Below are 25,768 nucleotides of genomic sequence, written 5' to 3'. Positions count from 1 at the left end.
AGGCCCCGGCACAGGCGTTACTCCACGAACAGCGATTCAACCACGTTAATCCAGCCGTGCTCGCTGGCCACCTCTTTGCCATTCAGCCAGCGGCGCAGCATGTTCAGCGCCATCATGGCGCACACCTCCTGACGCACCGTCAGGCTGTGGCGGGTAATGCTCATTTTTACCCGCAGGGCATGGGTGCCCTCGGGCGTCGCCAGCGCGAAGTTGAGGTATTCCTCATCCAGCCCGCCGACAAACAGCGCCAGACCGGCAAAATGCTTCACCCTTCTCTCGGACGCCCAGCGGGCGGTTTGCGCGAGAGTCTCCTGCTGGAACGGCACCACTTCGCTGGCCAGCAGCGGCGCGTTGACGCGCGAGAGCTGCAGCGCCAGCAGGCCACCGGTGAACTGCTCGCTTAAGGTCACACTCAGCTGACGCGACTGCAGATGCTTCGCAATCTGCGCCGGTAGCCCTTCCGTGCCTTCAAAGATCAGGCTTTCACCCGCTACGCGCTGCACCTCAGGCCACAGCGCCAGCATCGCCTCTTTCTGGGTGGCCGGTCCGGTCAGCTTAAGCTCAATGATCGGCATGGAGGATCGATAGCCCATAGACACGCCCGGCGGGAGTGAGAGGTGATCGAGGCTCTGAGCCAGATCGCTTTCCGAACGGCCAAAAGTGGTCAGACGCAGGCACAGCGGGGGTTCCGGCAGGGTAAAACGCTGGCGAAGGCGCGGCAGGATCTGCTGCTCGACCATCACTTTAAATTCTGAGGGCACGCCCGGCGTGAAGAACATCAGGCAGCGGTTCAGCTGCATGGCAAACCCGCACGCGGTACCGACCGGGTTATCGACCAGTTCAGCACTGGCGGGAATTTCAGCCTGTTTGCGGTTGCTGGGGGCCATGACGCGGCCACGTTCGGAGAAAAAACGCGCCATCTGCGAGAGCCACGCCTCATGCAGCACCAGCCCTTCGCCTTTTGCGGTCGCGGCGGCCAGGGCACTGAGATCGTCACTGGTGGGGCCGAGCCCGCCGTTCACAATCAGCACGTCGCACTGTTCACTGCGCTCGCGCAGAACAGCGACCAGTGACTCCAGATTGTCGCCCACCGTATTGCGGCGCGTTAACGGTAATCCTTGCTCAAAGAAAAGATCGGCAAGCCAGGCAGCATTGGTATCAATAATTTGTCCATGCAGCACTTCGTCGCCGGTGGATAACATCTCCACGTTAATCATTGTGTTCTCCCGCTTATTTGGTCAAAACACTATAGCGCAAACGCGGGGTGGAGAAGAGGAGAAACTGGCGCGACAGCATGCCGCGCCGGAGAGATTAGAAGCCTGCGCTCACGCCCACGTACGGACCGTCGGCCAGCGCGTTGTCGCGGTTGCCGTCTTTACCGGCCAGGTTCAGATAGCGATAGCCTGCTTCGATGGTGATTGGACGCATGATGGTCCAGCGTGCGCCAGCGTTGGCTTCCTCATAGCTGTCGATACCGCTTGAGAGGGAGTCCGGAGAGTAGTAGTACTCGCCAAACAGGCCGAAGCTGTCGCCAATTTTCCACTGCAGGCCGCCGCCCACTGCCGCCGCATATCCTTCGTCACCGTCATTTGGGTTGGTATAGATACCTTTACCGCCGACGGTCGCCAGGAACGGGCCCAGAGGAATGTTGAGGCCCAGGCCGAGGCTTGCCGCGTCGCCGTCGTCATCGTTATGCGTCCAGCCGCCGGTCATCGCCAGACCGGATGTCTCGGTACCCATGCCAAAGCCCAGGTGGGTATAATCCTGACCCGCCGAGCCGTTAATGCTAATGGCGTTCGCCGCCGCAGATACAACCATCAGGCCGAAGCCCAGTAATGCCACTTTTTTCATTGTCGTGATCCCGCACAATTTTTATAGAGAAGTCCCAAAACCGCGAGATTTTAACCTGGGTCTTCCGGGGATCAAGCACTCTGCGTGCGGCAGGCCAGTAGATTGTAACTATTTGAAACGGCTATTATCCCTTCAGCGTTGCGTTCACCCACTCCTGCAACGCGCGGCGCGAAACTTTAATGCCGCCATTTTTGAGTTCGGTCGGCAAAAGCAGCCAGCGGACGGGTTGCTCAAAACGCGCCACCTTGTCCCTGACCCAGTCGGGTAAAGTGGTGATATCCGTTCCCGGCTCGCACTCCACCACCGCCACCGGACGTTGCCCGAACTCAGCGTCGTCCAGCGGAACGATAAACACCTGGTTAACCTGCGGGTGCGTGGCGATAACGCGCTCGAGCGATTCCGGCTGGATCCCTTCTCCGCCGCTAAAAAAGAGGTTATCCATGCGGCCGAGGATCGTCAGACGGCCGTCATGCCATTCGCCGCGATCGCGGGTGGCGAACCATCCCTGCGCGTTGGTCAGCGGAATCAGTTCGCCATCCCGCCAGTAGCCTGAGGCCAGGCTTTGCGCTCTGATCCAGACTTCACCGTTAACGACCTGCACCTCTCTGCCCGGCAGCGCACGGCCCACGTCCGGCTCGCCGTCCGCCTCTTTCGCACAGACGGTAGAGGCAAACTCGGTCAGACCGTAGCCGCAGAAGGTGCGTATATCCTGCTCTCGCGCCTGTTCGGTCAATTCCACAGGGATGGCCGCCCCGCCCAGCAGCACCGCTTTCAGTACGACAGGCTGGTGGGCATTAAGCAGACGCCAGAGTTGGGTTGGCACCAGCGAGGCGTGGGTGCAGCCGCACAACGCCTGCTCCAGAGGCTGTTTCTCGCGCACGGTTAACCGCGCGCCGGCCTGCAGCCAGCGCCATAAAATCCCCTGGCCGGAAACGTGAAACAGCGGCAGCGAAAGCAGCCAGTCGTCATCTTCACCGTAGGGCATCAGCGACAAAACGCCGCGCGCGCTGGCAAGATGGGCCTCGCAGGTATGGACCGCCGCTTTCGGCAGTCCTGTGGAGCCTGAGGTCAGCGTCATGGAGGCCAGCCGCGCCGGTTGCCACGCAGCGCGATACGCATCGGCGGTCTCGCGCATGTTCAGGGCAGGAAGGCCGTCGTAGCTGCCGTCCAGCACCAGCGCAAAGCGCAGCGTCATCTGCGGGAGCAGCACGTCCAGCAGCGGGCGCGGCAGCTGCGGATTAACGGGAAGAATACGCGCCCCGCACTGGAGCAGCGCCAGCCACGCCAGCAGGGTGTGCGGGTGGTTATGGGCCAGCAGCAGCACGCCGTCGCCCTCCTCCACGCCCTGACGGTGAAAGCCCGCCGCAAGGCTGTCGATGCGCGCGCACAGCTGTTGCCAGCTGAGCACCTCGTCGTTCAGCCTCAGGGCCGGTTTATCGGCAAATTGCGCACGCCAGTGCCGCCACGGCCAGTCGGTAAAACTCATCGCAACGGCTCCAGCGCCGCGACGTCGAGGCACGGCAGCGCGCTGTCCGGCCACGGGCGAAGAAGCTGAGCCTGCATCAGGTTCAGCGTGTCGAGGCCGGGGACCGTGTCAGGCGTTAACCAGGCGGCAATGCGCGCCAGCTGGGTTAGCCCAAGGCTGGACTCAATCGACGAGCTGATGACCGCCGTCAGCCCTAAGGCGTGCGCCGCCGCGACCTGCTCGCGCACTTTCGCCAGGCTGCCGGTCAGCGTCGGTTTAATCACCACCGCGCTGACGCCGGGCTCTGCAGCAAATTCAAAATCGGCCTCGCGCAGGCTTTCATCCCAGGCGATGGCAATCCCCGTTTCGCGGGCGAACGCGCGCGAATCCTCACGGGTTTTGCACGGCTCTTCGAGGAAGGCAATGCGCCTGCGGTACGCCGGATTGACGTACTTTGCAAACTGCTGCGCCTTAAGCGGCGTCCAGGCGCGGTTGGCGTCCAGACGCAGATGCAGATCGGGGATCGCCTCCATCAGCAGGTTGGCGACCATGCCGTCACGCACCGCTTCATAAAGCCCGACTTTGATTTTCGCGACCTTCTCGCCCGGCATAGCGGAGAGCTGCGTGAACAGCTCGTCCGGATCGCCCGTACAGAGCGGTGCCGCGCGGTAATTCCCCGCTTCTGGCAGGCTGCCGTCCAGCTCCGCCAGCGCGCAGCTGATGCCAAAGGCCGCGGAAGGGACGTCCGGCAGCGCCGGATCCGCCCCCTCGCGCCACGCGTCCGCCCACGCCAGCAAGGCCGCCCGCGCGTCATCCAGCGACTCGAGGCTAAAGCCCGGCAGAGGCGAAATCTCGCCCCAGCCTTCCCGCTCGCCCCGCTGCAGATGCACGAAGAAGCCGTCACGGGTTTTTAACCGCCGTTCACGCAGCACCACGCCCGCGTCCATCGGTATCTGCCAGCGGTAAACCTGCGCGCGACGCATTACGGATTCCGTTTGTATTTGCTGAAGTCTGGCTGGCGTTTTTCGTTAAACGCGTTGCGCCCTTCCTGACCCTCTTCGGTCATGTAGAACAGCATGGTGGCGTTGCCCGCCAGCTCCTGCAGACCCGCCTGACCGTCGCAGTCGGCGTTGAGTGCCGCTTTCAGGCAGCGCAGCGCCATCGGGCTGTTTTGCAGCATTTCGCGACACCAGCGCACGGTCTCTTTTTCGAGATCGGCAAGCGGCACCACGGTATTCACCAGGCCCATATCCAGCGCTTCCTGCGCGTTGTACTGACGGCACAGGAACCAGATTTCACGGGCTTTTTTCTGCCCGACGATGCGCGCCATGTAGGAGGCACCCCAGCCGCCGTCGAAAGATCCCACTTTCGGGCCGGTCTGGCCGAAGATGGCGTTTTCAGCGGCAATGGTCAGGTCGCACATCATGTGCAGCACGTGGCCGCCACCGATGGAGTAGCCCGCCACCATCGCCACCACCGGTTTTGGACAGGTGCGGATCTGACGCTGGAAATCGAGGACGTTCAGGTGGTGCGTCCCCGCATCGTCCTGGTATCCGCCGTAGTCGCCGCGCACTTTCTGATCGCCACCGGAGCAGAACGCTTTCTCGCCTTCGCCGGTCAGGACAATCACGCCGATGTTGTCGTCATAGCGCGCATCCGCCAGGGCCTGAATCATCTCTTTCACGGTCAGCGGACGGAAGGCGTTACGCACCTGCGGGCGGTTGATGGTGATTTTGGCAATACCGTCGGCGGATTTGTGGTAACGAATGTCGGTGTAGCCTTCGGAGCAGTCCTGCCATTCAACCGGGGCGTAAAGCATGTGTTCATCAGGATAGATCATAGAGTGTCCTTTATTCGAAGACGCAGTATCTGAGCCAGACTCGCGGCAACCGCGTCGGGGTTTTCCCGGTGGGCGTTGTGTCCGGCGTTGGGAATTGCATGGCAGACGGCGTTCAGCTCCGCAGCAAGGGCCGCAAACTTCTCATCACGTTCGCCATAGAGATAATCAAAAGTGAAATCACGTGCGCTGAGCGCGGTACGCAGGTCGGGCTGCACGGCCAGCGACGTCGCCTCGAGCATCATCGCCAGCGCCGCGCCGTTGTTCTGGCTGCGCAGGGTAATCAGCGCGTCGCGCTGGGCGTCCGTCAGGGAGGCAAACACGGGCTGTTGGTACCAGTCAGCGAATACCTTTTCCAGCGGTTCGCTGCGAAAACGCGTCGCCCAGCGGCGGTCTGATGCCAGCCGCGCCTGTCGCGCATCGGCATCCTGCAGGCCCGGATGACCGCCTTCTACCGTCACGCCCAACAGCCCCTTCGGCTGCTGGCAGGCATGGAACATCGCAATGCGGCCGCCGAGGGAGTACCCGACGAGCCAGAATTTCAGTATGTTGTAACTAATCAAAGTTCGGGTAAGCAACGCGCTCATCTCGTCGAAGCCCGTCACGCCCAGATTCCTGGATCCGCCGTGTCCCGGCAGATCCAGATACAGCCTGGGGTAATCGCAAAGCCGCTCACCAACACCCTGCCACTCGCGGCAATCGCCGGAAAAACCGTGCAAAAAGACCAGCCAGGGATAGCCTGGTTTTCCAGCCTGCTGCACGCCAGAGAGGATCACAGCTGGCTCACCTGCGCCAGCAGGCTTTGCAGGGCCTGCGCACCGTCAGCCTCGTTCACCACCAGCTCAATCAGCGTCGCGCCCGGCTGCTTCCAGGCGGAGCTTAGCGCCGCATCCAGCTGTTCCCAGCTTTCCGGGCGATGGTATTTCAGGCTGAACATTGCCGCGGCGTGTTCGAAGTGCACGTTCTGCGGCATCAGATAGAAGCGCTCGCGCTCGCTCTGCGGCGTGGGCAGCAGGGAGAAAATCTGCCCGCCGTTGTTGTTAACCACGATCAGCACAAACGGGGCAGACGCCTGACGCAGCAGCGCCAGCGCGTTGAGATCGTAAAGCGCGGAGAGATCCCCCACGATGGCCAGCGTCGATTTTGCGCTGGCGCGCTGCACGCCCGCCGCCGTCGAGATCAGCCCGTCGATGCCGCTGGCGCCACGGTTGCTGTACACCGGGTAGCCCGCGGGCAGCTGCGAAAAGGCGTCAATCAGCCGCACGACCAGGCTGTTGCCGACAAACAGCTGCCCCTGCTCGGGCAGGTACTGGCGAATACGGTGCGCCAGCCCGGCCTCGCTGAACGCTTCACAGCGCGCATGGGTCAATTCCCACGCCTGGCGCGACAGGTCCGGGAGGGTAACCGCCCAGGGTTTGCGTTTTTCAGCCGGATGGAGCGCCAGCCAGGCGTCGATACGGCTGACCAGACGACGACCGCGGTGGTGCGCCGGATCAAGACGCCCTTCCAGCGCGTCCACCAGCCAGTATTCGTCCGGCGTGCAGGTGGCCTGCCACTGCAGTAACCGCTTGCCGGTTAAACTCGATCCAAGCTGGACCACAATTTGCGCCTGCGACAGCTCGGTGACCGCTTTGGCATTACCCAGCCAGAGATCCGCGCACGGCAGCGGCTGCCCGGTCTGGGAAAGCACGTCGCCGATCAGCGGCCAGCCCAGGGTTTGCGCCCATTCGGCGACCAGCTTGCCTTCGGTAGCGCTCATGCGCCCGGCGATAACCACGCCGCGCTTCTGCCGCCAGAAGAACCAGTCGCGCTGTTTCGCGCTCTCAAGGTGCGTCTGCTCGCGCAGCCACGGTTTCTCACTCCCCCACCAGTCACCGAGGGACTGCTGCCAGTCAAGACCCGTATCGTCCAGCTCGCCGTACAGCGGCTCGGCAAACGGGCAGTTGATATGCAGCGCCCCGCCGCGCAGCGTCTCCATGGCGTGATCGACGGTGGAGACCAGCCAGCTTGCCGGAATATCCTGGGTGGGCCGGGGCAGCGAAATCGTCTGCGAAGGATGCGAAGAAAAGAGTCCCGGCTGACGGATGGCCTGATTGGCGCCGCAGTCGATAAGCTCAGGGGGACGATCGGCCGTCAGTAAGATCAGTTTTTCACCGGTTAACCCGGCTTCAATCAGGGCCGGATAGAGGTTCGCCACGGCGGTACCGGAGGTGACGATCACCGCCACGGGTTCTTTGCTGACCTTCGCCAGACCGAGCGCAAGATGACCGAGGCCGCGCTCATCAAAGTGGGTGTGGTGAATCAACGCCCGGTTTTCGGCGGCCGCCAGCGTCAGCGGCGTTGAGCGAGAACCCGGTGCAATACACACGTGCCTGACGCCATGGCGCGTCAGGGCTTCAAGGATCACCGCCGCCCAGCGTCGGTTAAAAGAACTTACTGACATGAGATTGTCCGGTATCAAGAATGCGACACAGTATAAATAATAGAAAAAATTGGAATTTTGATGTGAATCGGGATTGCGCGAATCAGTATTAATCCCTTAGGAGCAGAGAGCGCAACCCGGCCGCTTTGTTTTCAATCTCCTGCCACTCCTGCTCCGGGTCAGATCCGCTGACAATGCCGGCCCCGGCGTAGAGCCGCAGCGAGTCCTCATGGACGCGGGCTGAACGCAGCGCCACGCAGAACTCACTCTGGTCAGGCGATAAATACCCGGCCGAACCGGCGTACCACTCGCGGTTAAAGGGCTCAACCTTCTGAATAAACTCGCGCGCAGGCTGTCGCGGCAAACCGGCAACGGCCGCCGTCGGCTGTAGCATATGCAGGCACTGCTCGTCGTCGGCCTGTTTGAGCTCGGTCCAGATACAGCGGCGCAGATGCTGCACCTTACGCAGGCGTACCACCTGGGCAGGCAGTACCTCAAGCGTCTGCGTAGAGTGCTGAAGACGCTGACAGATATCTTCCACGACCAGCATATTCTCGCGCTGGTTTTTATCGTCGTTCAGCAGCCACTCGCCCAGACGCTGCGCCTTTTTATCATCGGTATGGCTGGCGACGGTGCCCGCCAGCGCTTCGGTGCGCAGCAGCGTGCCGCGTCGCCGCCAGAGACGCTCGGGCGTCGAGCCGAGAAACGCGTTGCTGGCGTCGAATACCATGCAGAAGTGATAGCAATGTAAATTGAGGGCGCGGCTGGCCGCCATCAGCGCGACGGGGTTAATGCGCTGTGTAAACTGAAGATCGGTGGCCCTCGCAAGGACAACCTTTTCAAAATCACCGCGCGCGATGGTTTCGGTCGCCCTGCGGACAAGTTTCAGCCATTCGGCCCGTTGAGGCTGATGGTTTTCGTGCTCAACCTGAACGGCCAGCGGACGGATAGGCCTGGCTGGCTGGAGCTGCTGTAAAAAATCCCGCGCGGCATGGGCATCTTCCTGAAGTGAATAATCGCTCCACAGCTGCAGACGCAGCGTAGCGGTGCCGGCGGTACGTCGCCAGAGCAGTCGCGGTAAAAAGAGGCTGCCCTGCTCCGGATTAAAGGCGTTCAGGCCGCAGATGCGGGTATCACCTGCCGCGTTTTGCTCGCGCAAAAACTGCGTGGCTAACGCCAGAGAGGAAAAGGTGATAACCGCCCCCAGCGCGGCCAGCTCTTCATCGCCGTTACGCTGCTGCCAGTAAAACTGCGGATAGCACTGCTGCGCCCCAAGCCAGGCGAGAGGGTCGAAGGCATCGTTTAACGGGAAAGAGACGTCGAAATGACGTATGCCGGGCGTTGCGGGTAACGCTTGCGAAAGCTGGGTACGCAATTGCTCCAGCGCGAGGAAAATCGAATTCACGCGAACCTCTCCCTGTTAAAACCTCATATTATACGGGGTACTGACCATAAATAGCAGTACCCACGTATAGGGAGTGGTTAAGCGGCTTAACGACGGGCCAACAGCAGCCCCAGTACCAGGCCTACGGCAGCACCTACTCCAATACCCTGCCACGGTTTTTCATGCACGTAATCATCGGCACGATACACCGCTTTTTTGGCGCGGTAGTAGTAGGTATCAGACGCATGGCTGACGCGGTTTTTCACTTCATGCAGCGCCTGTTCGGCACGGGCTTTTAGCTCAATATATTTCTGATCGGCAGGGTCGCCCGAGGAACGTAACACCTCTTCCAGCGTTTCGCTCAGTAAGGCCAGGTCGTCGTCGATACGGGTATCCCAGGATTGAAATGACATATTTTTCTCCATGTTAGTACACCAGTTCGCTAACTATAGCCAACGACTCGCCATTACGCCTGCTTCGCTTCCCACGCCATGCCGACGTGGGGAATGCCGTCTTCGTCGTATACTTCGGTGACCGGCACGAAACCAAAGTGGCCGTAGAAGGACTGCAGGTGCGCCTGTGCGCCCAGGTATAACGCCTTGTTCGGCCACTGTTTCTGGCATGCCTCCAGCGTTTTCTCCATCAGCTGATAGCCCAGTTTTTCGCCGCGCGCTTTGCCGCTGATGATGACCCGACCAATCACGACAGGCTCGAATGCGTCCTCGCTTTTCAGAATCCTCGCATACGCCACCAGCTCGTTATCCCGCCAGCCAAGAATATGGCGGTTCTCACCGACGAGATCGTCGCCGTCGATGTCCTGATACGGGCAGGTCTGTTCAACCACGAACACTTCGCAGCGCAGTTTCAGCAGGGCGTAAAGTGAATGAACGGTGAGGTCACTATGGTGTAAATCTTGCCACTGGATCATGTCAGTCTCCTTCCTGGGGTTCATCACGTTATACTAAACACCTCCCCGTTCAGCAAAGGGCTGATTGCGTTATGGAACTGATTTTTCTGGGTACGTCCGCGGGCGTGCCAACCCGCTCACGGAATGTGACGGCGATACTGCTGGATCTTAAACACCCCACCCGCGGCGGGCTGTGGCTGTTTGACTGTGGTGAAGGGACGCAGCATCAGCTGCTACACACCGCTTATCACCCCGGCAAGCTGGATAAAATTTTTATCACCCATCTGCATGGCGACCATCTGTTTGGCCTTCCCGGCCTGCTGTGCAGCCGCTCGATGGCCGGTAACGCCAACCCGCTGACGATTTACGGGCCTGCGGGTATTCGTGAATTTGTTGAAACCACGCTGCGCCTGAGCGGGTCGTGGACGGATTATCCGCTGGAGGTCGTTGAGATTAGCGAAGGCCTGGTTTTCGATGACGGTGATTATAAGGTGAGCGCTCAGCCGCTGAATCATCCCGTTGAGTGCTATGGCTATCGCATTGAAGCGCATGACAAACCCGACGCGCTGGACGCCGCCGCGCTGATGGCCGCTGGCGTAAAACCCGGACCGCTGTTCCAGCGCCTGAAGCACGGCGAGACCGTCACGCTGGAGGACGGTCGCGTCATCGATGGGCAGGATTATCTCGCCGCACCGCAGCCGGGCAAGAAGCTGGCTATCTTTGGCGACACGGCGCCGTGCCCTGCCGCCCTTCAGCTTGCCCAGGGCGTTGACGTGATGGTGCACGAAGCCACGCTGGAAACGGCGATGGAAGAGAAAGCCAACGGCCGGGGTCATAGCTCCACGCGTCAGGCGGCGCAGCTAGCCCGTGACGCGGGCGTCGGGAGGCTCATCATCACCCACGTCAGCTCGCGCTACGACGCGCGGGGCTGTGAAAAGCTGCTGGAGGAGTGCCGCGCGCTGTTCCCGGAATGTGAGCTGGCCGAAGATTTCGCTCAGGTCAGCGTTTAGCCCTTCATTTTTCTCTCAGAATGCCGATAACGATTAAAAGGTCAGCATTTCTCTCGAGGGTAGAATGGATAATTTCCAAAAAGATATTGATGACAGGGCGAATCTCACCCTGTCGAACCGTTTTGAACTGTTGCTGTTCCGTCTTGGCACCTCTCTTAACGAAAATAAATCTGAGCTGTTTGGCATTAACGTCTTTAAGCTGCGTGAAATTGTGCCGATGCCGGAGTTCACGAAACCCGCCGGGATGAAATCACCGCTGATGGGAATGGTGAATATCCGCGATCAGGTGATCCCGGTGATCGACCTGGCCGCCGTGGCGGGCTGTAAGCCCACCACCGGGCTGAATATCCTGCTGATCACCGAATATGCGCGCAGCGTGCAGGCGTTTGCCGTGGAGTCGGTTGAGAACATCATGCGTCTGGACTGGAAGCAGGTGCACGCGGCGGAAACTGCCGTCAGCGGTCGCTACATCACCAGCATTGCGTGTCTTGACGAGAAGAGCGATACCAACGATCTGGCGATGGTGCTGGACGTTGAGCAGATCCTGTATGACATCACTCCGGCCAATCACGATCTGCACGCCACCAATCTGAAAACCACCAAATTCCATATCAAGCCGGGCGCGGTCGCCATCGTCGCGGAAGACTCCAAAGTGGCGCGATCGATGCTGGAGAAAGGCCTGCAGGCGATGGAGATCCCGGCGCAGCTGCACATCACCGGCAAAGAGGCGTGGGAGAAAATTGGGGTTCTGGCCGCACAGGCGCAGGCTGAGGGCGTGCCGATCACCGATAAGATCGCGCTGGTGCTGACCGACCTCGAAATGCCGGAGATGGACGGTTTTACGCTGACGCGCAAAATCAAAACCGACCCGGTTCTGAAAGATATTCCGGTGGTGATCCACTCTTCCCTTTCCGGCAACGCCAACGAAGACCATATTCGCAAGGTGAAGGCGGATGGCTACGTCGCGAAGTTTGAGCTGAACGAGCTGTCGTCGGTGATTGAGGAGGTGCTGGACCGCTCGATGAAGAAGATTGACGGGCCGTTGATTAGCCGTAAACAGCTGGCTTAGTCGGGTGGCGCTACGCTTACCCGACCTACAAAACCCGTAGGCCCTGCAAGCGTAGCGACGCTGGGCAATAAAAAACCCGCCGAGGCGGGTTTTTTGTTTTTACATCAGCGGCATCGCGCGCTGCACGATATCAATCAGCGGTTGCGGATAGATACCGAAGATCAGCACCAGCAGCGCGGAGATGAGTACCACGATACCACCAGCGCTGTACTGCCAGTTGCCTGGAGCATCACGATTGAGCTGCTGAGGTGCGCTCAGGTACAGGCTCACGGCCACACGCAGGTAGTAGTAGAGACCAATCGCGGAGCCGATCACCACGCCCGCGGTCAGCCACCACAGGTGCGCCTGCACACCGACGGCCAGCACATAGAACTTACCGATAAAGCCAAGCGTCATCGGAATACCGGCCAGAGAGAGCATCATCACGGTCATTACGGCGGACAGGATCGGACGGTGCCAGAACAGACCACGGTAAGAGAACAGTGAATCGGCATCCGGACCACGGTACGGGCTGGACATCAGGCTCACCACGCCGAAGGCGCCGAGGCTGCTGAACAGGTAGCCGGCCAGATAGACGCCCACGGCTTCCATCGACATCTCACCGCTCTGCAGCGCAATCAGCGCCACCATCAGGTAGCCCAGATGAGAGATAGACGAGTAGCCCAGCAGACGCTTGATGTTGGTCTGGCTCAGCGCCATCAGGTTACCGAAGATGATGGAGACGAACGCGATGATGCCCAGCACCACGCGAACCGCTTCGCTGTCACCCACCGGCGCGTACAGGAACAGACGCATCACCACCCCGAATATGGCGATTTTGCTCGCCGTCGCCAGGAAGGTCGACACCGGAGCCGGTGCACCCTGGTAGACGTCTGGCGTCCACAGGTGGAACGGGACCAGCGAGAGTTTGAAGCCAAGGCCAACAATCATCATGCCCAGACCCGCCAGCAGCAGCGGCTCATGCAGCATGCCGTCACCGAGGCTCTTGCCGAGCGCCATAAAGGAGAGGTTACCGGACTGTGCGTACACCAGCGCAATACCAAACAGCAGGAACGAGGACGCCGCCGCAGACAGGATGGTGTACTTGATGCTTGCTTCCAGCGAGCGCTTCTGGCGGAAGGCGTAACCAATCAGACCGAACAGCGGCAGAGAGATCAGCTCAATGCCGAGGAACAGCGCGGCCAGGTGGTTAGCATTCGCCAGCAGAATGCCGCCCAGCGCGGCAATCAGAACCAGCAGGTAAAACTCTTCTTTGTTGTCGTTGTAGCCTTCGAGCCACGGGTAAGCAAAGGTACAGGTTGCCAGGCTCGCCAGCAGCACCAGACCGGTGTACAGCATGGCGTAACCGTCAACGCGCATCAGCGGGGTGACGTCCATCGCCCCCCCCTGGCCAACAAACCAGAGTGAGACTAACGCGGCGTTCAGGCCGATGACCGACAGCGTGGCATTCAGGAAGTGATTGCGTCGCCACGCAATGGAGAGCATCACAACCACCACCGTCAATCCGACGATCAGCAGCGGTAGCAGCGCGATCAGTTGTTGTGGAGTTATTGTCATGGCGAATTACGGCCTTGTAGTAGAAACAGAATTAACAAACCACTGCTGGATATTGCCCATCGCGCTGTGCGAGGTATCCAGAATCGGCTGCGGGAAGAAGCCCAGCAGCACCAGCAGTACGACCAGCAGCAGGATGATGAACAGCTCACGCAGCGACATCCCCGGCAGTTCTTGTGCAGCAATTTCGCTCTTCGCTTTACCGAAGTAAGCGCGGTGCAGCATCGCCAGCGAGTACACGGAAGCGAACACCAGACCAAAGGTGGAGATCACGGTAATCACCGGTACCACTTTGAAGCTGCCGAACAGAATCATAAATTCGCCGACGAAGTTACCGGTGCCCGGCATCCCCAGAGTCGCCACCGCGAAGAACATGGAGAGCGCTGGCAGCCACTTAATTTTGCTCCACAGGCCGCCCATCATACGCATGTCGCGGGTGTGCAGACGTTCATACAGCTGGCCGCACAGGATGAAGAGGCCGGCTGCGGACAGACCGTGCGCAATCATCTGGATCACCGCCCCCTGGTACGCCAGCTGGCTGCCGGTGTAGATAGCAATCAGCACGAATCCCATGTGGGAAACGGAGGTGTAGGCAATCAGACGCTTGATGTCGTACTGGGTGAAGGCCATCCAGGCACCGTAGAAGATACCGATCACACCCAGCCACATGGCAATCGGTGCGAATTCTGCGGAGGCGTTCGGGAACAGCGGCAGAGCGAAACGCAGCAGACCGTAGGCCGCCGTTTTCAGCAAGATGCCCGCCAGGTCAACGGAACCCGCCGTTGGCGCCTGAGAGTGCGCGTCTGGCAGCCAGCCGTGCAGCGGAACCACCGGCATTTTCACCGCGAAGGCGATGAAGAAGCCCAGCATCAGCAGGTATTCTACGCCGTGAGACATTGGGGTCTTCAGCAGGTCTTCGTAGTTGAAGGTCCAGGTGCCGGTCGCGTTGTGGTGAACAAACACCAGCGCCAGAATGGCAATCAACATCACCAGACCACTCGCCTGGGTATAGATGAAGAACTTGGTTGCCGCCGTGATACGCGTTTTACCGTCGGACGCCTTGTGGCCCCACAGCGCGATCAGGAAGTACATCGGCACCAGCATCATCTCCCAGAAGAAGAAGAACAGGAACATGTCGATGGCAAGGAACACGCCGATCACGCCGCCCAGGATCCACATCAGGTTCAGGTGGAAGAAGCCCTGGTATTTTTCGATTTCTCGCCAGGAGCAAAGTACCGCCAGAACGCCGAGCAGGCCGGTCAGCACCACCATCAGCAGTGAGAGACCGTCAATCGCCAGGTGGATCGTAATGCCGAAACGCGGGATCCACGGCAGGATGAACTCAGACTGCCACTGCGGAATGCCCGCAGACTGGGTCAGTGAGTAACCGCCCTGCAACCACAGTTGCAGGCCAAGCGCGAGCGTCAATCCCATGGTGATCAGCGCGATCCAGCGCGGCATCTTCACGCCAAAGCGTTCAGTCTGCCAGCACAGGAAGCCGCCGATGAAGGGAATTAATATTAGCCAGGGTAGTAACATGGCGATTTACATTCCTTTTTAAGGCCCCCAGCAGGGGCCTGATTTTCAACGAATTCGAATAAAATTCACTTAACGATCAACGCAACACCATCAGCAGCGCCAGCACCACAACCGCACCGATGCTCATGGACGCCACATACCAGCGCAGGTAACCGTTCTCGCTGTACAGCAGGCCTTTGCCTGCAAAGCGGGAAAGGATCGCCGGGATATTCATCAGGCTGTTCAGCGGGTCGCGCTTCAGCAGCCACGCGATGCCAAGGAACGGCTTAACGAAGATCATGTCGTACAGCCAGTCGAAGCCCCACGCGTTGTACCACCAGGTGCCCAGCAGGCGGCCCGGCGCACTGTTGGCCACGGCAGTGACCAGCGTACGTTTGCCCAGCCACAGCCATGCCGCAATCAGGATGCCCGCGATAGCGACCACACCGGAGGTGATTTCAAGCGTCAGAACGCGACCGTGCTCAAGCTCGGTGGTGTCTGGCAGCACGCCCTGCAGCGGAGGCACAATCATCGCGCCAACGAAGGTGGACAGTACCAGCAGCACAATCAGCGGCAGGTGATGGGTAATCCCCTTCCCTGCGTGAGCGTGAATTTGTTCTTTACCGTGGAATACGATGAAAATCATACGGAAGGTATACAGGGAGGTCATGAACGCACCGACCAGACCCGCAACCATCAGATTGATATGACCATTCGCCATGGCACCCGCAAGGATTTCGTCCTTACTGAAGAAGCCCGCGGTGATCAGCGGCAGAGCCGCCAGCGCCGCGCCGCCCACCAGGAAGCAAACATACACCAGCGGGATGGACTTACGCAGTCCGCCCATTTTGAAGATGTTCTGCTCGTGATGGCAGGCCAGAATCACTGAACCGGATGAGAGGAACAGCAGCGCTTTAAAGAACGCGTGCGTCATCAGGTGGAAAATGGCCGCGTCCCACGCCTGAACGCCCAGCGCGAGGAACATGTAACCAATCTGGCTCATGGTGGAGTACGCGAGAACGCGCTTGATGTCGGTCTGCACCAGCGCGGCAAAGCCTGCCAGCACCAGCGTGACCGCACCGACGATACCCACCAGGTGCAGAATTTCCGGAGTCATCAGGAACAGGCCATGGGTACGCGCAATCAGGTACACACCGGCGGTAACCATGGTCGCAGCGTGGATCAGCGCGGAGACAGGGGTTGGACCCGCCATCGCGTCGGCCAGCCATGTCTGCAACGGCAGCTGCGCGGATTTACCCACGGCACCACCCAGCAGCATCAGCGTTGCCCACCACAGCATGTTGTTGCCTGCGGCGAAGTGCGCTGGCGCCAGTTCAACCATTTCGCGGAAGTTCAGCGTGCCCAGTTCGTTGTAAAGAATGAACAGCGCGAAAGCGAGGAAGACGTCACCCACGCGGGTCACGACGAACGCTTTCATGGCCGCTGCGCCATTCTTCGGATCGGTATAGTAGAAACCGATCAGCAGGTAAGAGCACAGACCCACGCCTTCCCAGCCCAGATACATCAGCAGCAGGTTATCGGCCAGCACCAGAACCACCATGCTGGCGATAAACAGGTTGGTGTAGGCGAAGAAGCGGGAGTAACCCTCTTCACCGCGCATATACCAGGAGGCGAACATGTGGATCAGGAAGCCGACGCCGGTCACCACGGAGAGCATGGTCAGGGAGAGACCATCCAGCACCAGGTTGAAACCGATGTTGAAATCACCGACCGACATCCAGGTCCACAGCGGCACGCTGAAAGGCTGACGCCCGTTGTTAAAGAAGTCGATACCCGCATACGCTGTCACCAGCGCAGCCAGGCCAACAGAGCCCATGCCGACGGTTGCAGACAGATTCTCAGACCAGCGGCCACGAGAAAACGCCAGCAGCACGAAGCCAATCAGCGGAAAAATAATGGTTAAGGCAAGCATGTTCATCCACGCAACTCACTTACTGAATCGATGTTCAGATTCTGGCGGCGACGATGGAGCTGCAGCAACAGCGCCAGGCCAATACTCGCTTCGGCAGCCGCAAGGCTGATGGCGAGAATGTACATCACCTGACCATCGGTCTGGCCCCAGTAGCTTCCGGCGACCACGAAGGCCAGCGCGGAGGCGTTAATCATGATTTCCAGCCCGATCAGCATAAACAGCAGATTGCGGCGGATAACCAGACCAGTCAGACCCAGAACGAATAAAATCGCAGCGAGGATCAGTCCATGTGTTAAGGGGATCATGCGCGCTCCTCCGTTTTTCTTTTCGCGCGGTCGTCAGTGCGGTTGCTCAGCACCTCGCCAGCACGCTCTTCGCGGCCAACGTGGAAGGCCACAACCAGACCTGCCAGCAGCAGCATGGAGGCCAGTTCAACCGCCAGAACGTATGGGCCAAAGAGCGTAATACCGACCTCTTTAGCGCCGATCGGCGTGCCGTCGATGCCCTGATCGTTAACACCCAGAATGGCGTACACGATCACCACCAGCATGATGGCCGACAAAATTGCCGGGCCGATCCACACCTGCGGTTTTAACCACTGACGTTCCTGCTCGATTTCAGAGCCGCCCAGGTTCAGCATCATCACGACGAACACGAACAGCACCATGATGGCCCCGGCGTAGACGATGATTTCCAGCGCACCGGCGAAGTGCGCGCCCAGTGCGAAGAACACCCCGGAAATAGCCAGCAGCGAAATGATTAAGTACAGCAGCGCATGCACCGGATTGGTGTGCGTAATCACTCGCAGCGTAGCCAGGATGGCGATAAGGCCACAGATATAAAAAGCGAATTCCATTGCCCTCTCCTTACGGTAACAGGCTCTTGACGTCGATAGGCTTGGCTTCGTTCTCCGCTTCGCCCTTATCTTTGCCGTCGATTGCCATACCCGCCATCCGGTAGAAGTTATATTCCGGGTATTTGCCCGGACCGGAAATCAGCAGATCCTCTTTCTCGTACACCAGGTCCTGACGCTTGTACTCACCCAATTCGAAGTCTGGGGTGAGCTGAATCGCCGTGGTTGGGCACGCTTCTTCACACAGACCGCAGAAAATGCAGCGTGAGAAGTTGATGCGGAAGAACTCAGGGTACCAGCGGCCGTCTACCGTCTCGGCTTTCTGCAGAGAGATACAGCCAACCGGGCACGCTACCGCACACAGGTTACAGGCAACGCAGCGCTCGGAACCGTCCGGGTCGCGCGTCAGCACGATACGGCCACGGTAGCGCGGCGGCAGATATACCGGCTCTTCCGGGTACATCCGGGTTTCGCGTTTGGCAAACGCGTGCAGGCCGATCATCCAGATACTGCGTACCTGGGTACCGAAGCCTACCAGTAATTCTTTTAAGGTCATGGTCTATTGCCCCTTATGGCTGCTGCCAGAGAATGACAGCGGCCGTTACCAACAAGTTGACGAGCGTCAGCGGCAGGCACACTTTCCAGCCGAAGGACATTACCTGGTCATAACGCGGACGCGGTAACGCTGCGCGAATCAAAATGAACATCATCATGAAGAACGCGGTTTTCAGCGCGAACCAGATGAACGGCGGTAAGAACGGGCCATGCCAGCCACCGAAGAACAGCGTTACCATCAACGCGGAAATGGTGACGATACCGATGTACTCGCCCACGAAGAACAGACCGAATTTCATACCGGAATATTCGATGTGGTAACCGTCGGCCAGTTCCTGTTCGGCTTCTGGCTGGTCAAACGGGTGACGGTGACACACCGCCACGCCCGCGATGGCAAAGGTAATAAACCCAAAGAACTGCGGAATCACGTTCCAGATGTCGGCCTGGTTGTTGACGATGTCGGTCATGTTGAATGAACCGGCCTGCGCCACTACGCCCATCAGGGAGAGACCCAGGAACACTTCGTAGCTCAGCGTCTGCGCAGACGCACGCATCGCACCCAGCAGCGAGTATTTGTTGTTACTGGACCAGCCTGCGAACAGGACCGCGTAAACCGCGAGACCTGCCATCATCAGGAAGAACAGAATGCCGATGTTCAGGTCAGCGACCACCCAGGTCGGGCTGACCGGAACGATAGCAAACGCCAGCAGCAGCGAGGTGAAGGCGATCATCGGTGCCAGAGTAAAGATCACGCGATCCGAGAAGCGCGGGATCCAGTCCTCTTTAAAGAACATCTTGATCATGTCCGCGACCAGCTGGAGTGAACCACCCCAGCCCACGCGGTTCGGTCCGTAACGGTTCTGGAACAGACCGAGCAGACGACGTTCACCAAAGCTCATGAACGCGCCGCAGGTGACCACCACCAGCAGGATAACAATCGCTTTCAGAATGCTCAGCAGGATGTCGATAAGATCCGGCGTTAACCAACTCATGCTTTTGCCTCCTGCAGATTATCAAGACGCGCACCCGCCAGAACCGGCGCGATGCCAGGCATACCCATCGGCAGACCGACCTGCCCTGCTGTCAGACTTTCAGAAATAATCAGCGGCAGGCTGATGGTCTGGCCGTCATAGCTAAAGGCAATGTTCGCGCCCGCGTTAACGCCAAGCTTCGCGGCGTCCGCCGGGTTGAGCTTGATGTACGGCTGCGGCATGCGGGTCTGGAAGACCGGTGAACGCTGGGACAGCTCGTCGCTACCGAACAGGTGGTAGTACGGGGCAATACGCCAGCTACCGTCCTGCGCCTGGAAACTCGCCGGTACGGTGGTGAAGAAGTCCAGACCGGTTTCGGAGGCTTCAATCAGACGCACGCCCGGATCGCCGTGGCGCAGGGAGCCGCCCACTTCAGCCTGGAACTTGTTCCATGCCTGCGGGGAGTTCCAGCCCGGTGCCCATGCGAACGGGATTTGCGAACGCGGCGCAGACGGCTGGTTGTTCCCTTCCATGGAGAAGGCGAACATGGTGTCTTTATCCTGCGGCTGGCGCGGTTCGTGCACGCTGATATTGGCGCGCATTGCGGTACGGCCGCTGTAACGGTGCGGTTCACGCGCCAGTTTCTGGCCGCGAATACGGAAGCTCGCTTCAGGCGCGGCATCTTTAATGCCCGCCAGCTGAGGCAGTTTTTCGACTACCGCATCGATAACGTGGTCGAGCTGCGTCCAGTCCACTTCACGGCTCTGCACGGTGCTGTGCAGGGAGTGCAGCCAGCGCCAGCTTTCCAGCATCACGGTGTTGCTGTCGTAGTACGCCGGGTCATAAACCTGGAAGAAACGCTGTGCGCGGCCTTCGTTGTTGATAACGGTACCGTCGCTTTCTGCGAAGCTTGCCGCAGAGAGCACCAGGTGCGCTTTGTCCATAATCGCGGTGCGCTGATGGTCAATCACCATCACCAGCGGCGCTTTGGAGAGCGCGGCGTCAACGCGAGCGGCAGACGCATGACGATGCAGGTCGTTTTCCAGCACCACCACGGCGTCAGCGGCACCGGATTCCAGTTCGCTTAACGCAGCTTCCAGCGAGCCGCCGCCAATCATGCCCAGACCGATGCTGTTCACCGCACGGGCAATCATGGTCACGCCAACGTCAGCACCGCGGCCTTTCAGAGCTTTAGCCACGTTGGCTGCTGCCTGAATGATCTCTGCGCTACCGGCGTTGGTACCGGAAATAATCAGCGGTTTCTTCGCACCGGCCAGGGCCTGAACAATCACGTCAACCTTGTTTTGCAGGTCGCGATCCAGCTCAACGGCCGGTGAGTTGTTGTCCAGCGCGTGGGCAATGGCAAAGCCGAGGCGCGCCTGATCTTCAACCGGTGCGCAGTAGGTCCACGCCGCGATATCGTCCAGACGGGTATTGTCGACGTTGGTCACAAACAGAGGATGCTTCGCGCGCTGGCCGATGTTCAGGATCGCCGCAATCTGCCAGTCAGCCACTTTTTGCGCCGCTGCCATTTCACGTGCTTTCCCCTTCACCGCCTGACGAACCGCCAGAGCCGCGCGTGCGCCGGTCTGCGTCAGGTCTTCACCCAGCACCAGAACCGCATCATAGGATTCAATTTCGCGCAGCGCAGGGGTATGGATACCGCCTTCACGCAGCACTTTCAGTACCAGCTGCAGACGTTCCTGCTCGCCCTGGGCGATGCCGGTATAGAAGTTTTCCGCCCCGACCAGCTCGCGCAGCGCGAAGTTGCTTTCGATGCTGGCACGCGGGGAGCCGATACCAATCACTTTCTTCGACTGGCGCAGAATATCTGCCGCGCCCTGCATCGCCTGTTCAGCGTTCAGGGTAATGAAGTCGTCGCCACGGCGCTGAACCGGCTGACGCGGACGGTCCTTCAGGTTCACATAGCCATAGCCGAAACGACCGCGGTCGCACAGGAAGTAGTGGTTAACGGTACCGTTGTAGCGGTTTTCGATACGACGCAGTTCGCCGTAGCGCTCACCCGGGCTGGTGTTACAGCCGAGAGAACATTGCTGGCAGATGCTTGGCGCAAACTGCATGTCCCATTTACGGTTGTAACGCTCGGAGTGGGTTTTATCGGTGAAGACGCCGGTCGGGCAGATTTCTACCAGGTTACCGGAGAATTCGCTTTCCAGTACGCCGTCTTCCGGACGACCGAAGTAGACGTTGTCATGCGCGCCATACACGCCCAGATCCTGACCGTCTGCATAGTCTTTGTAGTAACGCACGCAGCGGTAGCAGGCGATGCAGCGGTTCATTTCGTGAGAGATGAACGGCCCCAGATCCTGGTTACGGTGGGTACGCTTGGTAAAGCGATAGCGACGGAAGCTGTGACCGGTCATCACGGTCATATCCTGAAGGTGGCAGTTACCGCCCTCTTCACAGACCGGACAGTCGTGCGGGTGGTTGGTCATCAACCATTCCACAACGCTTTCACGGAACTGTTTCGCTTCTTCGTCATCAATCGAAATAAAGGTGCCTTCGGTGGCTGGCGTCATACAGGACATCACCAGGCGACCACGCGTGTCTTCCGCGTTTTGATATTGCTTCACCGCACACTGGCGGCAAGCACCGACGCTGCCCAGCGCCGGATGCCAGCAAAAGTACGGAATATCGAGGCCAAGAGACAGACAAGCTTCCAGCAGGTTGTCCGCCCCGTTGACTTCGTATTCTTTGCCGTCTACATGAATCGTAGCCATTAGCATGCTTCCAGTTGGCTCGGTCGAAACCGAGCGTTAATCAAAATTCTTGTCGTTACCAGCGCGCTTTAAGCAGGTTCGGCTGAATCCCATTAATCGCATGGGTATTGCTGAACGGCTGCTTGATGCCTGCTTCGAACTCGTCGCGGAAATATTTGATCGCGCTCTGCAGAGGTTCGACGGCACCCGGTGCGTGGGCACAGAAGGTTTTACCCGGGCCTAAGAATCGACACAGTTGCTCAAGTGTCTCGATATCGCCAGGCTGGCCTTCGCCACGTTCGATTGCACGCAGGATCTTCACGCTCCACGGCAGACCATCACGGCACGGTGTGCACCAGCCGCAGGACTCACGGGCGAAGAACTCTTCCAGGTTACGCACCAGCGAGACCATGCCGATCTCGTGGTCGACGGCCATCGCCAGCGCCGTACCCAGACGGCTGCCTGCTTTACCAATGCTTTCGAATTCCATCGGCAGGTCAAGGTGGGCTTCGGTCAGGAAGTCTGTCCCTGCCCCACCCGGCTGCCAGGCTTTGAATTTCAGGCCATCGCGCATGCCGCCCGCGTAGTCTTCAAGAATTTCACGTGCGGTGGTACCGAACGGCAGTTCCCAGACGCCAGGATTTTTCACGCGACCGGAGAAGCCCATCAGCTTGGTACCGGCATCTTTGCTTGAAGAGATGCCCTGATACCACTCCACGCCGTTCGCGAGGATAGCCGGAACGTTGCACAGGGTTTCGACGTTGTTCACACAGGTCGGTTTACCCCACACGCCGGAGCTTGCCGGGAACGGTGGCTTGGAACGCGGGTTCGCACGGCGGCCTTCCAGGGAGTTAATCAGCGCGGTCTCTTCACCGCAGATATAACGCCCGGCACCGGTGTGCACGAACAGTTCGAAGTCAAACCCGGTGCCCAGAATGTTTTTGCCCAGCAGGCCCGCTTCGGTGGCTTCGGCAATCGCGCGACGCAGGTTTTCTGCCGCTTCGATGTACTCACCGCGCAGGAAGATGTAGCCACGGTACGCTTTCAGCGCGAACGCGGAGATCAGCATGCCTTCCACCAGCAGGTGCGGCAGCTGCTCCATCAGCAGGCGGTCTTTATAGGTACCCGGCTCCATTTCATCGGCGTTACACAGCAGGTAACGGATGTTCATGGATTCGTCTTTTGGCATCAGGCTCCACTTCAGACCGGTGGAGAAGCCCGCGCCGCCGCGGCCTTTCAGGCCAGACTCTTTTACCGCGTTAACGATGTCGTCCGGCGCCATGCCGCCAAGGGCTTTACGCGCACCGGCATAGCCGTTTTTGCTCTGATATTCGTCGAGCCATACCGGCTGTTTGTCATCACGCAGACGCCAGGTCAGTGGATGCGTCTCAGCAGTACGAATTACAGTTTTCATTTGTACTGCTCCAGCAGGTCAGGAATCGCTTCCGGCGTCAGATGGCTGTGAGTGTCCTCATCAATCATCATGGTCGGCCCCTTGTCGCAGTTACCCAGGCAGCAGGTTGGCAGCAGAGTAAAGCGCCCATCGAACGTGGTCTGGCCCGGCTTGATATTGAGCTTCTTCTCAATCGCAGCCTGAATGCCCTGATAACCGGTGATGTGGCAGACCACGCTGTCACAGTAGCGGATCACATGGCGGCCTACCGGCTGACGGAAGATCTGGCTGTAGAACGTGGCTACGCCTTCTACGTCACTTGCCGGAATACCCAGCACTTTCGCGATCGCATAGATCGCCCCGTCCGGCACCCAACCACGCTGTTTCTGTACGATTTTCAGCGCTTCAATGGACGCCGCACGCGGGTCTTCGTAGTGGTGCATCTCGTGCTCAATGGCGGCACGCTCTGCTTCACTCAGCTCAAAAGCCTCGGTTTGTGGTTGTTGATTCTCGTGCATAATTAGCGGTCCACATCTGACATAACAAAATCGATACTACCCAGATACACAATCAGGTCGGAGACCAGACTGCCGCGGATGGCGGACGGGATCTGCTGCAGGTGCGCAAAGCTCGGCGTACGCACGCGGGTACGGTAGCTCATTGTGCTGCCGTCACTGGTCAGGTAGTAACTGTTAATACCCTTGGTCGCTTCAATCATCTGGAAGGATTCTTGTGCCGGCATGACCGGGCCCCAGGAAACCTGCAGGAAGTGGGTGATCAGGGTTTCGATATGTTGCAGCGTGCGCTCTTTCGGTGGCGGCGTGGTCAGCGGGTGATCCGCCTTGAACGGGCCTTCCGGCATGTTGTTGAGGCACTGCTCAAGGATGCGCAGACTCTGGCGCAGCTCTTCCACTTTCAGCATCACGCGGGTGTAGCAGTCGGAAACGCCGCCGCCCACCGGGACTTCAAAGTCGAAGTTCTCGTAGCCAGAGTAAGGACGGGCTTTACGCACGTCGAAATCAATACCGGTCGCGCGCAGACCTGCACCTGTTGTCCCCCACTCCAGCGCCTCTTTGGCGCCATAGGCAGCAACGCCCTGGGAACGCCCTTTCAGGATGGTGTTACGCAGCGCGGCTTTCTCGTAAGAGGCCAGACGTTTCGGCATCCAGTCGAGGAATTCACGCAGCAGACGGTCCCAGCCGCGCGGCAGATCGTGTGCCACACCGCCGATACGGAACCAAGCCGGGTGCATACGGAAACCGGTAATGGCTTCTACCAGATCGTAGATTTTCTGACGATCGGTAAAGGCGAAGAAGACCGGGGTCATTGCGCCGACGTCCTGAATGAACGTGGAGATGTACAGCAGGTGGCTGTTGATACGGAACAGTTCTGACAGCATGACGCGAATCACGTTAACGCGATCCGGCACGGTAATGCCTGCCAGTTTCTCAACGGCCAGCACGTATGGCATTTCGTTGACGCAGCCGCCGAGGTACTCGATACGGTCAGTATACGGAATGTAGCTGTGCCAGGACTGACGCTCGCCCATCTTTTCAGCACCACGGTGGTGGTAGCCGATGTCTGGCACGCAGTCGACAATCTCTTCGCCGTCGAGCTGAAGAATAATACGGAAAGCACCGTGCGCAGACGGGTGGTTCGGACCGAGGTTGAGGAACATGAAGTCCTCGTTGTCGGTACCGCGCTTCATGCCCCAGTCTTCCGGTTTGAAGGTCAGCGCTTCCATCTCCAGATCCTGCTTGGCTTTGGTCAGCTCAAACGGATCGAATTCGGTAGCACGTGCCGGGTAGTCTTTACGCAGCGGGTGGCCGGTCCAGGTCTGCGGCATCATGATGCGCGTCAGGTGTGGGTGACCGTCGAAGGTCATCCCGAACATTTCCCAGGTTTCACGCTCGTACCAGTTGGCGTTCGGGAAAAGTTTGGTGATCGTCGGCAGATGCATGTCGTTTTCAGACAATGCCACCTTGAGCATGATATCCGTATTACGGTCTATTGAGATCAGGTGGTAGAAAACGGAAAAATCCGCAGCAGGGAGACCCTGGCGGTGCGTTCTGAGACGTTCATCCATGCCGTGTAAGTCAAACAGCATGACGTATGGTTTTGGCAATTTCTTGAGGAAATCGACAACTTCCAGCAATTGTTCACGCTTCACCCAAACAACGGGTACCCCGGTGCGGGTAGCCTGAACAGTAAAGGCATCCGGCCCAAAACGGTTGCGCAGTTCGCCAATGACTGGGTCATCCAGATGATCCCGGGTCTGCCAGGCGGCTTCTTGCGCGGTTAAGTCGGTCATATTGTTCACCATTGC

The 25,768-nt window shown here is 59.2% G+C and carries 23 protein-coding genes; 2 read left to right on the top strand and 21 right to left on the bottom strand.

Features of this window, described 5'->3' with window-relative positions:
- Nucleotides 1-17: 17 nt before the first annotated feature.
- The 10 genes from ACHH0Z_RS01030 to ACHH0Z_RS00985 form a co-directional block, all read right to left on the bottom strand.
- Nucleotides 18-1,217: a nicotinamide mononucleotide deamidase-related protein YfaY gene (locus ACHH0Z_RS01030; RefSeq protein WP_039023997.1), complete on the bottom strand. Its 1,200-nt coding sequence runs from the start codon at nucleotides 1,215-1,217 to the stop codon at nucleotides 18-20.
- A gap of 94 nt (nucleotides 1,218-1,311) precedes the next feature.
- The gene (locus tag ACHH0Z_RS01025; protein WP_023294110.1) at nucleotides 1,312-1,851 is read right to left on the bottom strand and encodes a YfaZ family outer membrane protein; all 540 of its coding nucleotides are present in this window, start codon (nucleotides 1,849-1,851) and stop codon (nucleotides 1,312-1,314) included.
- Between the two features lie 124 nt (nucleotides 1,852-1,975).
- On the bottom strand, nucleotides 1,976-3,337 hold the full coding sequence (menE, locus tag ACHH0Z_RS01020; protein ID WP_045407695.1) for an o-succinylbenzoate--CoA ligase: 1,362 nt from the start codon (nucleotides 3,335-3,337) through the stop codon (nucleotides 1,976-1,978).
- On the bottom strand, nucleotides 3,334-4,299 hold the full coding sequence (gene menC / locus ACHH0Z_RS01015) for an o-succinylbenzoate synthase (protein ID WP_045407699.1): 966 nt from the start codon (nucleotides 4,297-4,299) through the stop codon (nucleotides 3,334-3,336). The genes menE and menC overlap by 4 nt, the downstream gene beginning before the upstream one ends.
- On the bottom strand, nucleotides 4,299-5,156 hold the full coding sequence (menB, locus tag ACHH0Z_RS01010; protein WP_045351809.1) for a 1,4-dihydroxy-2-naphthoyl-CoA synthase: 858 nt from the start codon (nucleotides 5,154-5,156) through the stop codon (nucleotides 4,299-4,301). Before menB ends, menC begins: the two co-directional genes overlap by 1 nt.
- Nucleotides 5,153-5,929, bottom strand: coding sequence for a 2-succinyl-6-hydroxy-2,4-cyclohexadiene-1-carboxylate synthase (gene menH / locus ACHH0Z_RS01005; protein WP_045407703.1), 777 nt, complete (start codon nucleotides 5,927-5,929; stop codon nucleotides 5,153-5,155). The genes menB and menH overlap by 4 nt, the downstream gene beginning before the upstream one ends.
- Nucleotides 5,926-7,596: a 2-succinyl-5-enolpyruvyl-6-hydroxy-3-cyclohexene-1-carboxylic-acid synthase gene (gene menD / locus ACHH0Z_RS01000; protein WP_045407705.1), complete on the bottom strand. Its 1,671-nt coding sequence runs from the start codon at nucleotides 7,594-7,596 to the stop codon at nucleotides 5,926-5,928. Before menD ends, menH begins: the two co-directional genes overlap by 4 nt.
- 88 nt (nucleotides 7,597-7,684) lie before the next feature.
- Nucleotides 7,685-8,980, bottom strand: coding sequence for an isochorismate synthase MenF (gene menF / locus ACHH0Z_RS00995; RefSeq protein WP_045407709.1), 1,296 nt, complete (start codon nucleotides 8,978-8,980; stop codon nucleotides 7,685-7,687).
- An 86-nt stretch (nucleotides 8,981-9,066) separates the two neighbouring features.
- Nucleotides 9,067-9,372, bottom strand: coding sequence for a stress response protein ElaB (elaB, locus tag ACHH0Z_RS00990; RefSeq protein ID WP_008500219.1), 306 nt, complete (start codon nucleotides 9,370-9,372; stop codon nucleotides 9,067-9,069).
- 53 nt (nucleotides 9,373-9,425) lie between these two features.
- On the bottom strand, nucleotides 9,426-9,887 hold the full coding sequence (locus tag ACHH0Z_RS00985) for a GNAT family N-acetyltransferase (protein ID WP_045407712.1): 462 nt from the start codon (nucleotides 9,885-9,887) through the stop codon (nucleotides 9,426-9,428).
- A 71-nt stretch (nucleotides 9,888-9,958) separates the two neighbouring features.
- Here ACHH0Z_RS00985 and rbn point away from each other — a divergent pair, with 71 nt between their 5' ends.
- A complete protein-coding gene (gene rbn, locus ACHH0Z_RS00980; RefSeq protein WP_395149484.1) occupies nucleotides 9,959-10,876 on the top strand; it encodes a ribonuclease BN in 918 nt (305 codons plus the stop codon).
- Nucleotides 10,877-10,940: 64 nt separating this feature from the next.
- Nucleotides 10,941-11,945 carry a chemotaxis protein gene (locus tag ACHH0Z_RS00975; RefSeq protein ID WP_032652809.1) on the top strand — a complete coding sequence of 335 codons (1,005 nt, stop codon included), beginning with the start codon at nucleotides 10,941-10,943 and terminating at the stop codon, nucleotides 11,943-11,945.
- Between the two features lie 99 nt (nucleotides 11,946-12,044).
- On the opposite strand, the gene nuoN is transcribed toward ACHH0Z_RS00975, so the two are convergent.
- The 11 genes from nuoN to nuoC all read right to left on the bottom strand — a co-directional run bounded on the left by nuoN (nucleotide 12,045) and on the right by nuoC (nucleotide 25,765).
- Nucleotides 12,045-13,502 (bottom strand): NADH-quinone oxidoreductase subunit NuoN, encoded by a 1,458-nt coding sequence (gene nuoN / locus ACHH0Z_RS00970; RefSeq protein ID WP_008500215.1) that lies wholly within the window; start codon nucleotides 13,500-13,502, stop codon nucleotides 12,045-12,047.
- A gap of 6 nt (nucleotides 13,503-13,508) precedes the next feature.
- On the bottom strand, nucleotides 13,509-15,038 hold the full coding sequence (gene nuoM / locus ACHH0Z_RS00965) for an NADH-quinone oxidoreductase subunit M (protein WP_008500214.1): 1,530 nt from the start codon (nucleotides 15,036-15,038) through the stop codon (nucleotides 13,509-13,511).
- 76 nt (nucleotides 15,039-15,114) lie between these two features.
- Nucleotides 15,115-16,956: an NADH-quinone oxidoreductase subunit L gene (gene nuoL, locus ACHH0Z_RS00960; protein WP_023325763.1), complete on the bottom strand. Its 1,842-nt coding sequence runs from the start codon at nucleotides 16,954-16,956 to the stop codon at nucleotides 15,115-15,117.
- The gene (gene nuoK / locus ACHH0Z_RS00955) at nucleotides 16,953-17,255 is read right to left on the bottom strand and encodes an NADH-quinone oxidoreductase subunit NuoK (RefSeq protein WP_003861496.1); all 303 of its coding nucleotides are present in this window, start codon (nucleotides 17,253-17,255) and stop codon (nucleotides 16,953-16,955) included. Before nuoK ends, nuoL begins: the two co-directional genes overlap by 4 nt.
- Nucleotides 17,252-17,806, bottom strand: coding sequence for an NADH-quinone oxidoreductase subunit J (gene nuoJ / locus ACHH0Z_RS00950; RefSeq protein WP_008500212.1), 555 nt, complete (start codon nucleotides 17,804-17,806; stop codon nucleotides 17,252-17,254). The genes nuoK and nuoJ overlap by 4 nt, the downstream gene beginning before the upstream one ends.
- A gap of 10 nt (nucleotides 17,807-17,816) precedes the next feature.
- Entirely contained in the window at nucleotides 17,817-18,359 is a 543-nt protein-coding gene (gene nuoI / locus ACHH0Z_RS00945; protein WP_003861491.1) for an NADH-quinone oxidoreductase subunit NuoI, read from the bottom strand.
- 13 nt (nucleotides 18,360-18,372) lie between these two features.
- A complete protein-coding gene (gene nuoH / locus ACHH0Z_RS00940) occupies nucleotides 18,373-19,350 on the bottom strand; it encodes an NADH-quinone oxidoreductase subunit NuoH (RefSeq protein WP_008500211.1) in 978 nt (325 codons plus the stop codon).
- Nucleotides 19,347-22,070: an NADH-quinone oxidoreductase subunit NuoG gene (gene nuoG / locus ACHH0Z_RS00935; RefSeq protein WP_025913145.1), complete on the bottom strand. Its 2,724-nt coding sequence runs from the start codon at nucleotides 22,068-22,070 to the stop codon at nucleotides 19,347-19,349. Before nuoG ends, nuoH begins: the two co-directional genes overlap by 4 nt.
- A 55-nt stretch (nucleotides 22,071-22,125) precedes the next feature.
- On the bottom strand, nucleotides 22,126-23,463 hold the full coding sequence (gene nuoF, locus ACHH0Z_RS00930; protein WP_008500209.1) for an NADH-quinone oxidoreductase subunit NuoF: 1,338 nt from the start codon (nucleotides 23,461-23,463) through the stop codon (nucleotides 22,126-22,128).
- Complete coding sequence (gene nuoE, locus ACHH0Z_RS00925; RefSeq protein WP_008500208.1) at nucleotides 23,460-23,960, bottom strand: NADH-quinone oxidoreductase subunit NuoE; 501 nt, start codon at nucleotides 23,958-23,960, stop codon at nucleotides 23,460-23,462. The genes nuoF and nuoE overlap by 4 nt, the downstream gene beginning before the upstream one ends.
- A 2-nt stretch (nucleotides 23,961-23,962) precedes the next feature.
- On the bottom strand, nucleotides 23,963-25,765 hold the full coding sequence (gene nuoC, locus ACHH0Z_RS00920) for an NADH-quinone oxidoreductase subunit C/D (RefSeq protein ID WP_008500207.1): 1,803 nt from the start codon (nucleotides 25,763-25,765) through the stop codon (nucleotides 23,963-23,965).
- Between the last annotated feature and the right edge of the window lie 3 nt (nucleotides 25,766-25,768).

The organism is Enterobacter cloacae complex sp. 2024EL-00227 (genome assembly GCF_043945315.1).
GTDB lineage: Bacteria > Pseudomonadota > Gammaproteobacteria > Enterobacterales > Enterobacteriaceae > Enterobacter > Enterobacter roggenkampii.
The sequence above is the reverse complement of the archived record's forward strand: the minus strand, read 5'-3'. Positions and strand labels throughout refer to the sequence as shown.

Coding starts and splice junctions, on each gene's coding strand:
- ACHH0Z_RS01030 (WP_039023997.1), bottom strand. CDS start 1,217: ATGATTAACGTGGAGATGTTATCCACCGGCGACGAAGTGCTGCATGGA.
- ACHH0Z_RS01025 (WP_023294110.1), bottom strand. CDS start 1,851: ATGAAAAAAGTGGCATTACTGGGCTTCGGCCTGATGGTTGTATCTGCG.
- menE (WP_045407695.1), bottom strand. CDS start 3,337: ATGAGTTTTACCGACTGGCCGTGGCGGCACTGGCGTGCGCAATTTGCC.
- menC (WP_045407699.1), bottom strand. CDS start 4,299: ATGCGTCGCGCGCAGGTTTACCGCTGGCAGATACCGATGGACGCGGGC.
- menB (WP_045351809.1), bottom strand. CDS start 5,156: ATGATCTATCCTGATGAACACATGCTTTACGCCCCGGTTGAATGGCAG.
- menD (WP_045407705.1), bottom strand. CDS start 7,596: ATGTCAGTAAGTTCTTTTAACCGACGCTGGGCGGCGGTGATCCTTGAA.
- elaB (WP_008500219.1), bottom strand. CDS start 9,372: ATGTCATTTCAATCCTGGGATACCCGTATCGACGACGACCTGGCCTTA.
- ACHH0Z_RS00985 (WP_045407712.1), bottom strand. CDS start 9,887: ATGATCCAGTGGCAAGATTTACACCATAGTGACCTCACCGTTCATTCA.
- rbn (WP_395149484.1), top strand. CDS start 9,959: ATGGAACTGATTTTTCTGGGTACGTCCGCGGGCGTGCCAACCCGCTCA.
- ACHH0Z_RS00975 (WP_032652809.1), top strand. CDS start 10,941: ATGGATAATTTCCAAAAAGATATTGATGACAGGGCGAATCTCACCCTG.
- nuoN (WP_008500215.1), bottom strand. CDS start 13,502: ATGACAATAACTCCACAACAACTGATCGCGCTGCTACCGCTGCTGATC.
- nuoM (WP_008500214.1), bottom strand. CDS start 15,038: ATGTTACTACCCTGGCTAATATTAATTCCCTTCATCGGCGGCTTCCTG.
- nuoL (WP_023325763.1), bottom strand. CDS start 16,956: ATGAACATGCTTGCCTTAACCATTATTTTTCCGCTGATTGGCTTCGTG.
- nuoK (WP_003861496.1), bottom strand. CDS start 17,255: ATGATCCCCTTAACACATGGACTGATCCTCGCTGCGATTTTATTCGTT.
- nuoJ (WP_008500212.1), bottom strand. CDS start 17,806: ATGGAATTCGCTTTTTATATCTGTGGCCTTATCGCCATCCTGGCTACG.
- nuoI (WP_003861491.1), bottom strand. CDS start 18,359: ATGACCTTAAAAGAATTACTGGTAGGCTTCGGTACCCAGGTACGCAGT.
- nuoH (WP_008500211.1), bottom strand. CDS start 19,350: ATGAGTTGGTTAACGCCGGATCTTATCGACATCCTGCTGAGCATTCTG.
- nuoG (WP_025913145.1), bottom strand. CDS start 22,070: ATGGCTACGATTCATGTAGACGGCAAAGAATACGAAGTCAACGGGGCG.
- nuoF (WP_008500209.1), bottom strand. CDS start 23,463: ATGAAAACTGTAATTCGTACTGCTGAGACGCATCCACTGACCTGGCGT.
- nuoE (WP_008500208.1), bottom strand. CDS start 23,960: ATGCACGAGAATCAACAACCACAAACCGAGGCTTTTGAGCTGAGTGAA.
- nuoC (WP_008500207.1), bottom strand. CDS start 25,765: ATGGTGAACAATATGACCGACTTAACCGCGCAAGAAGCCGCCTGGCAG.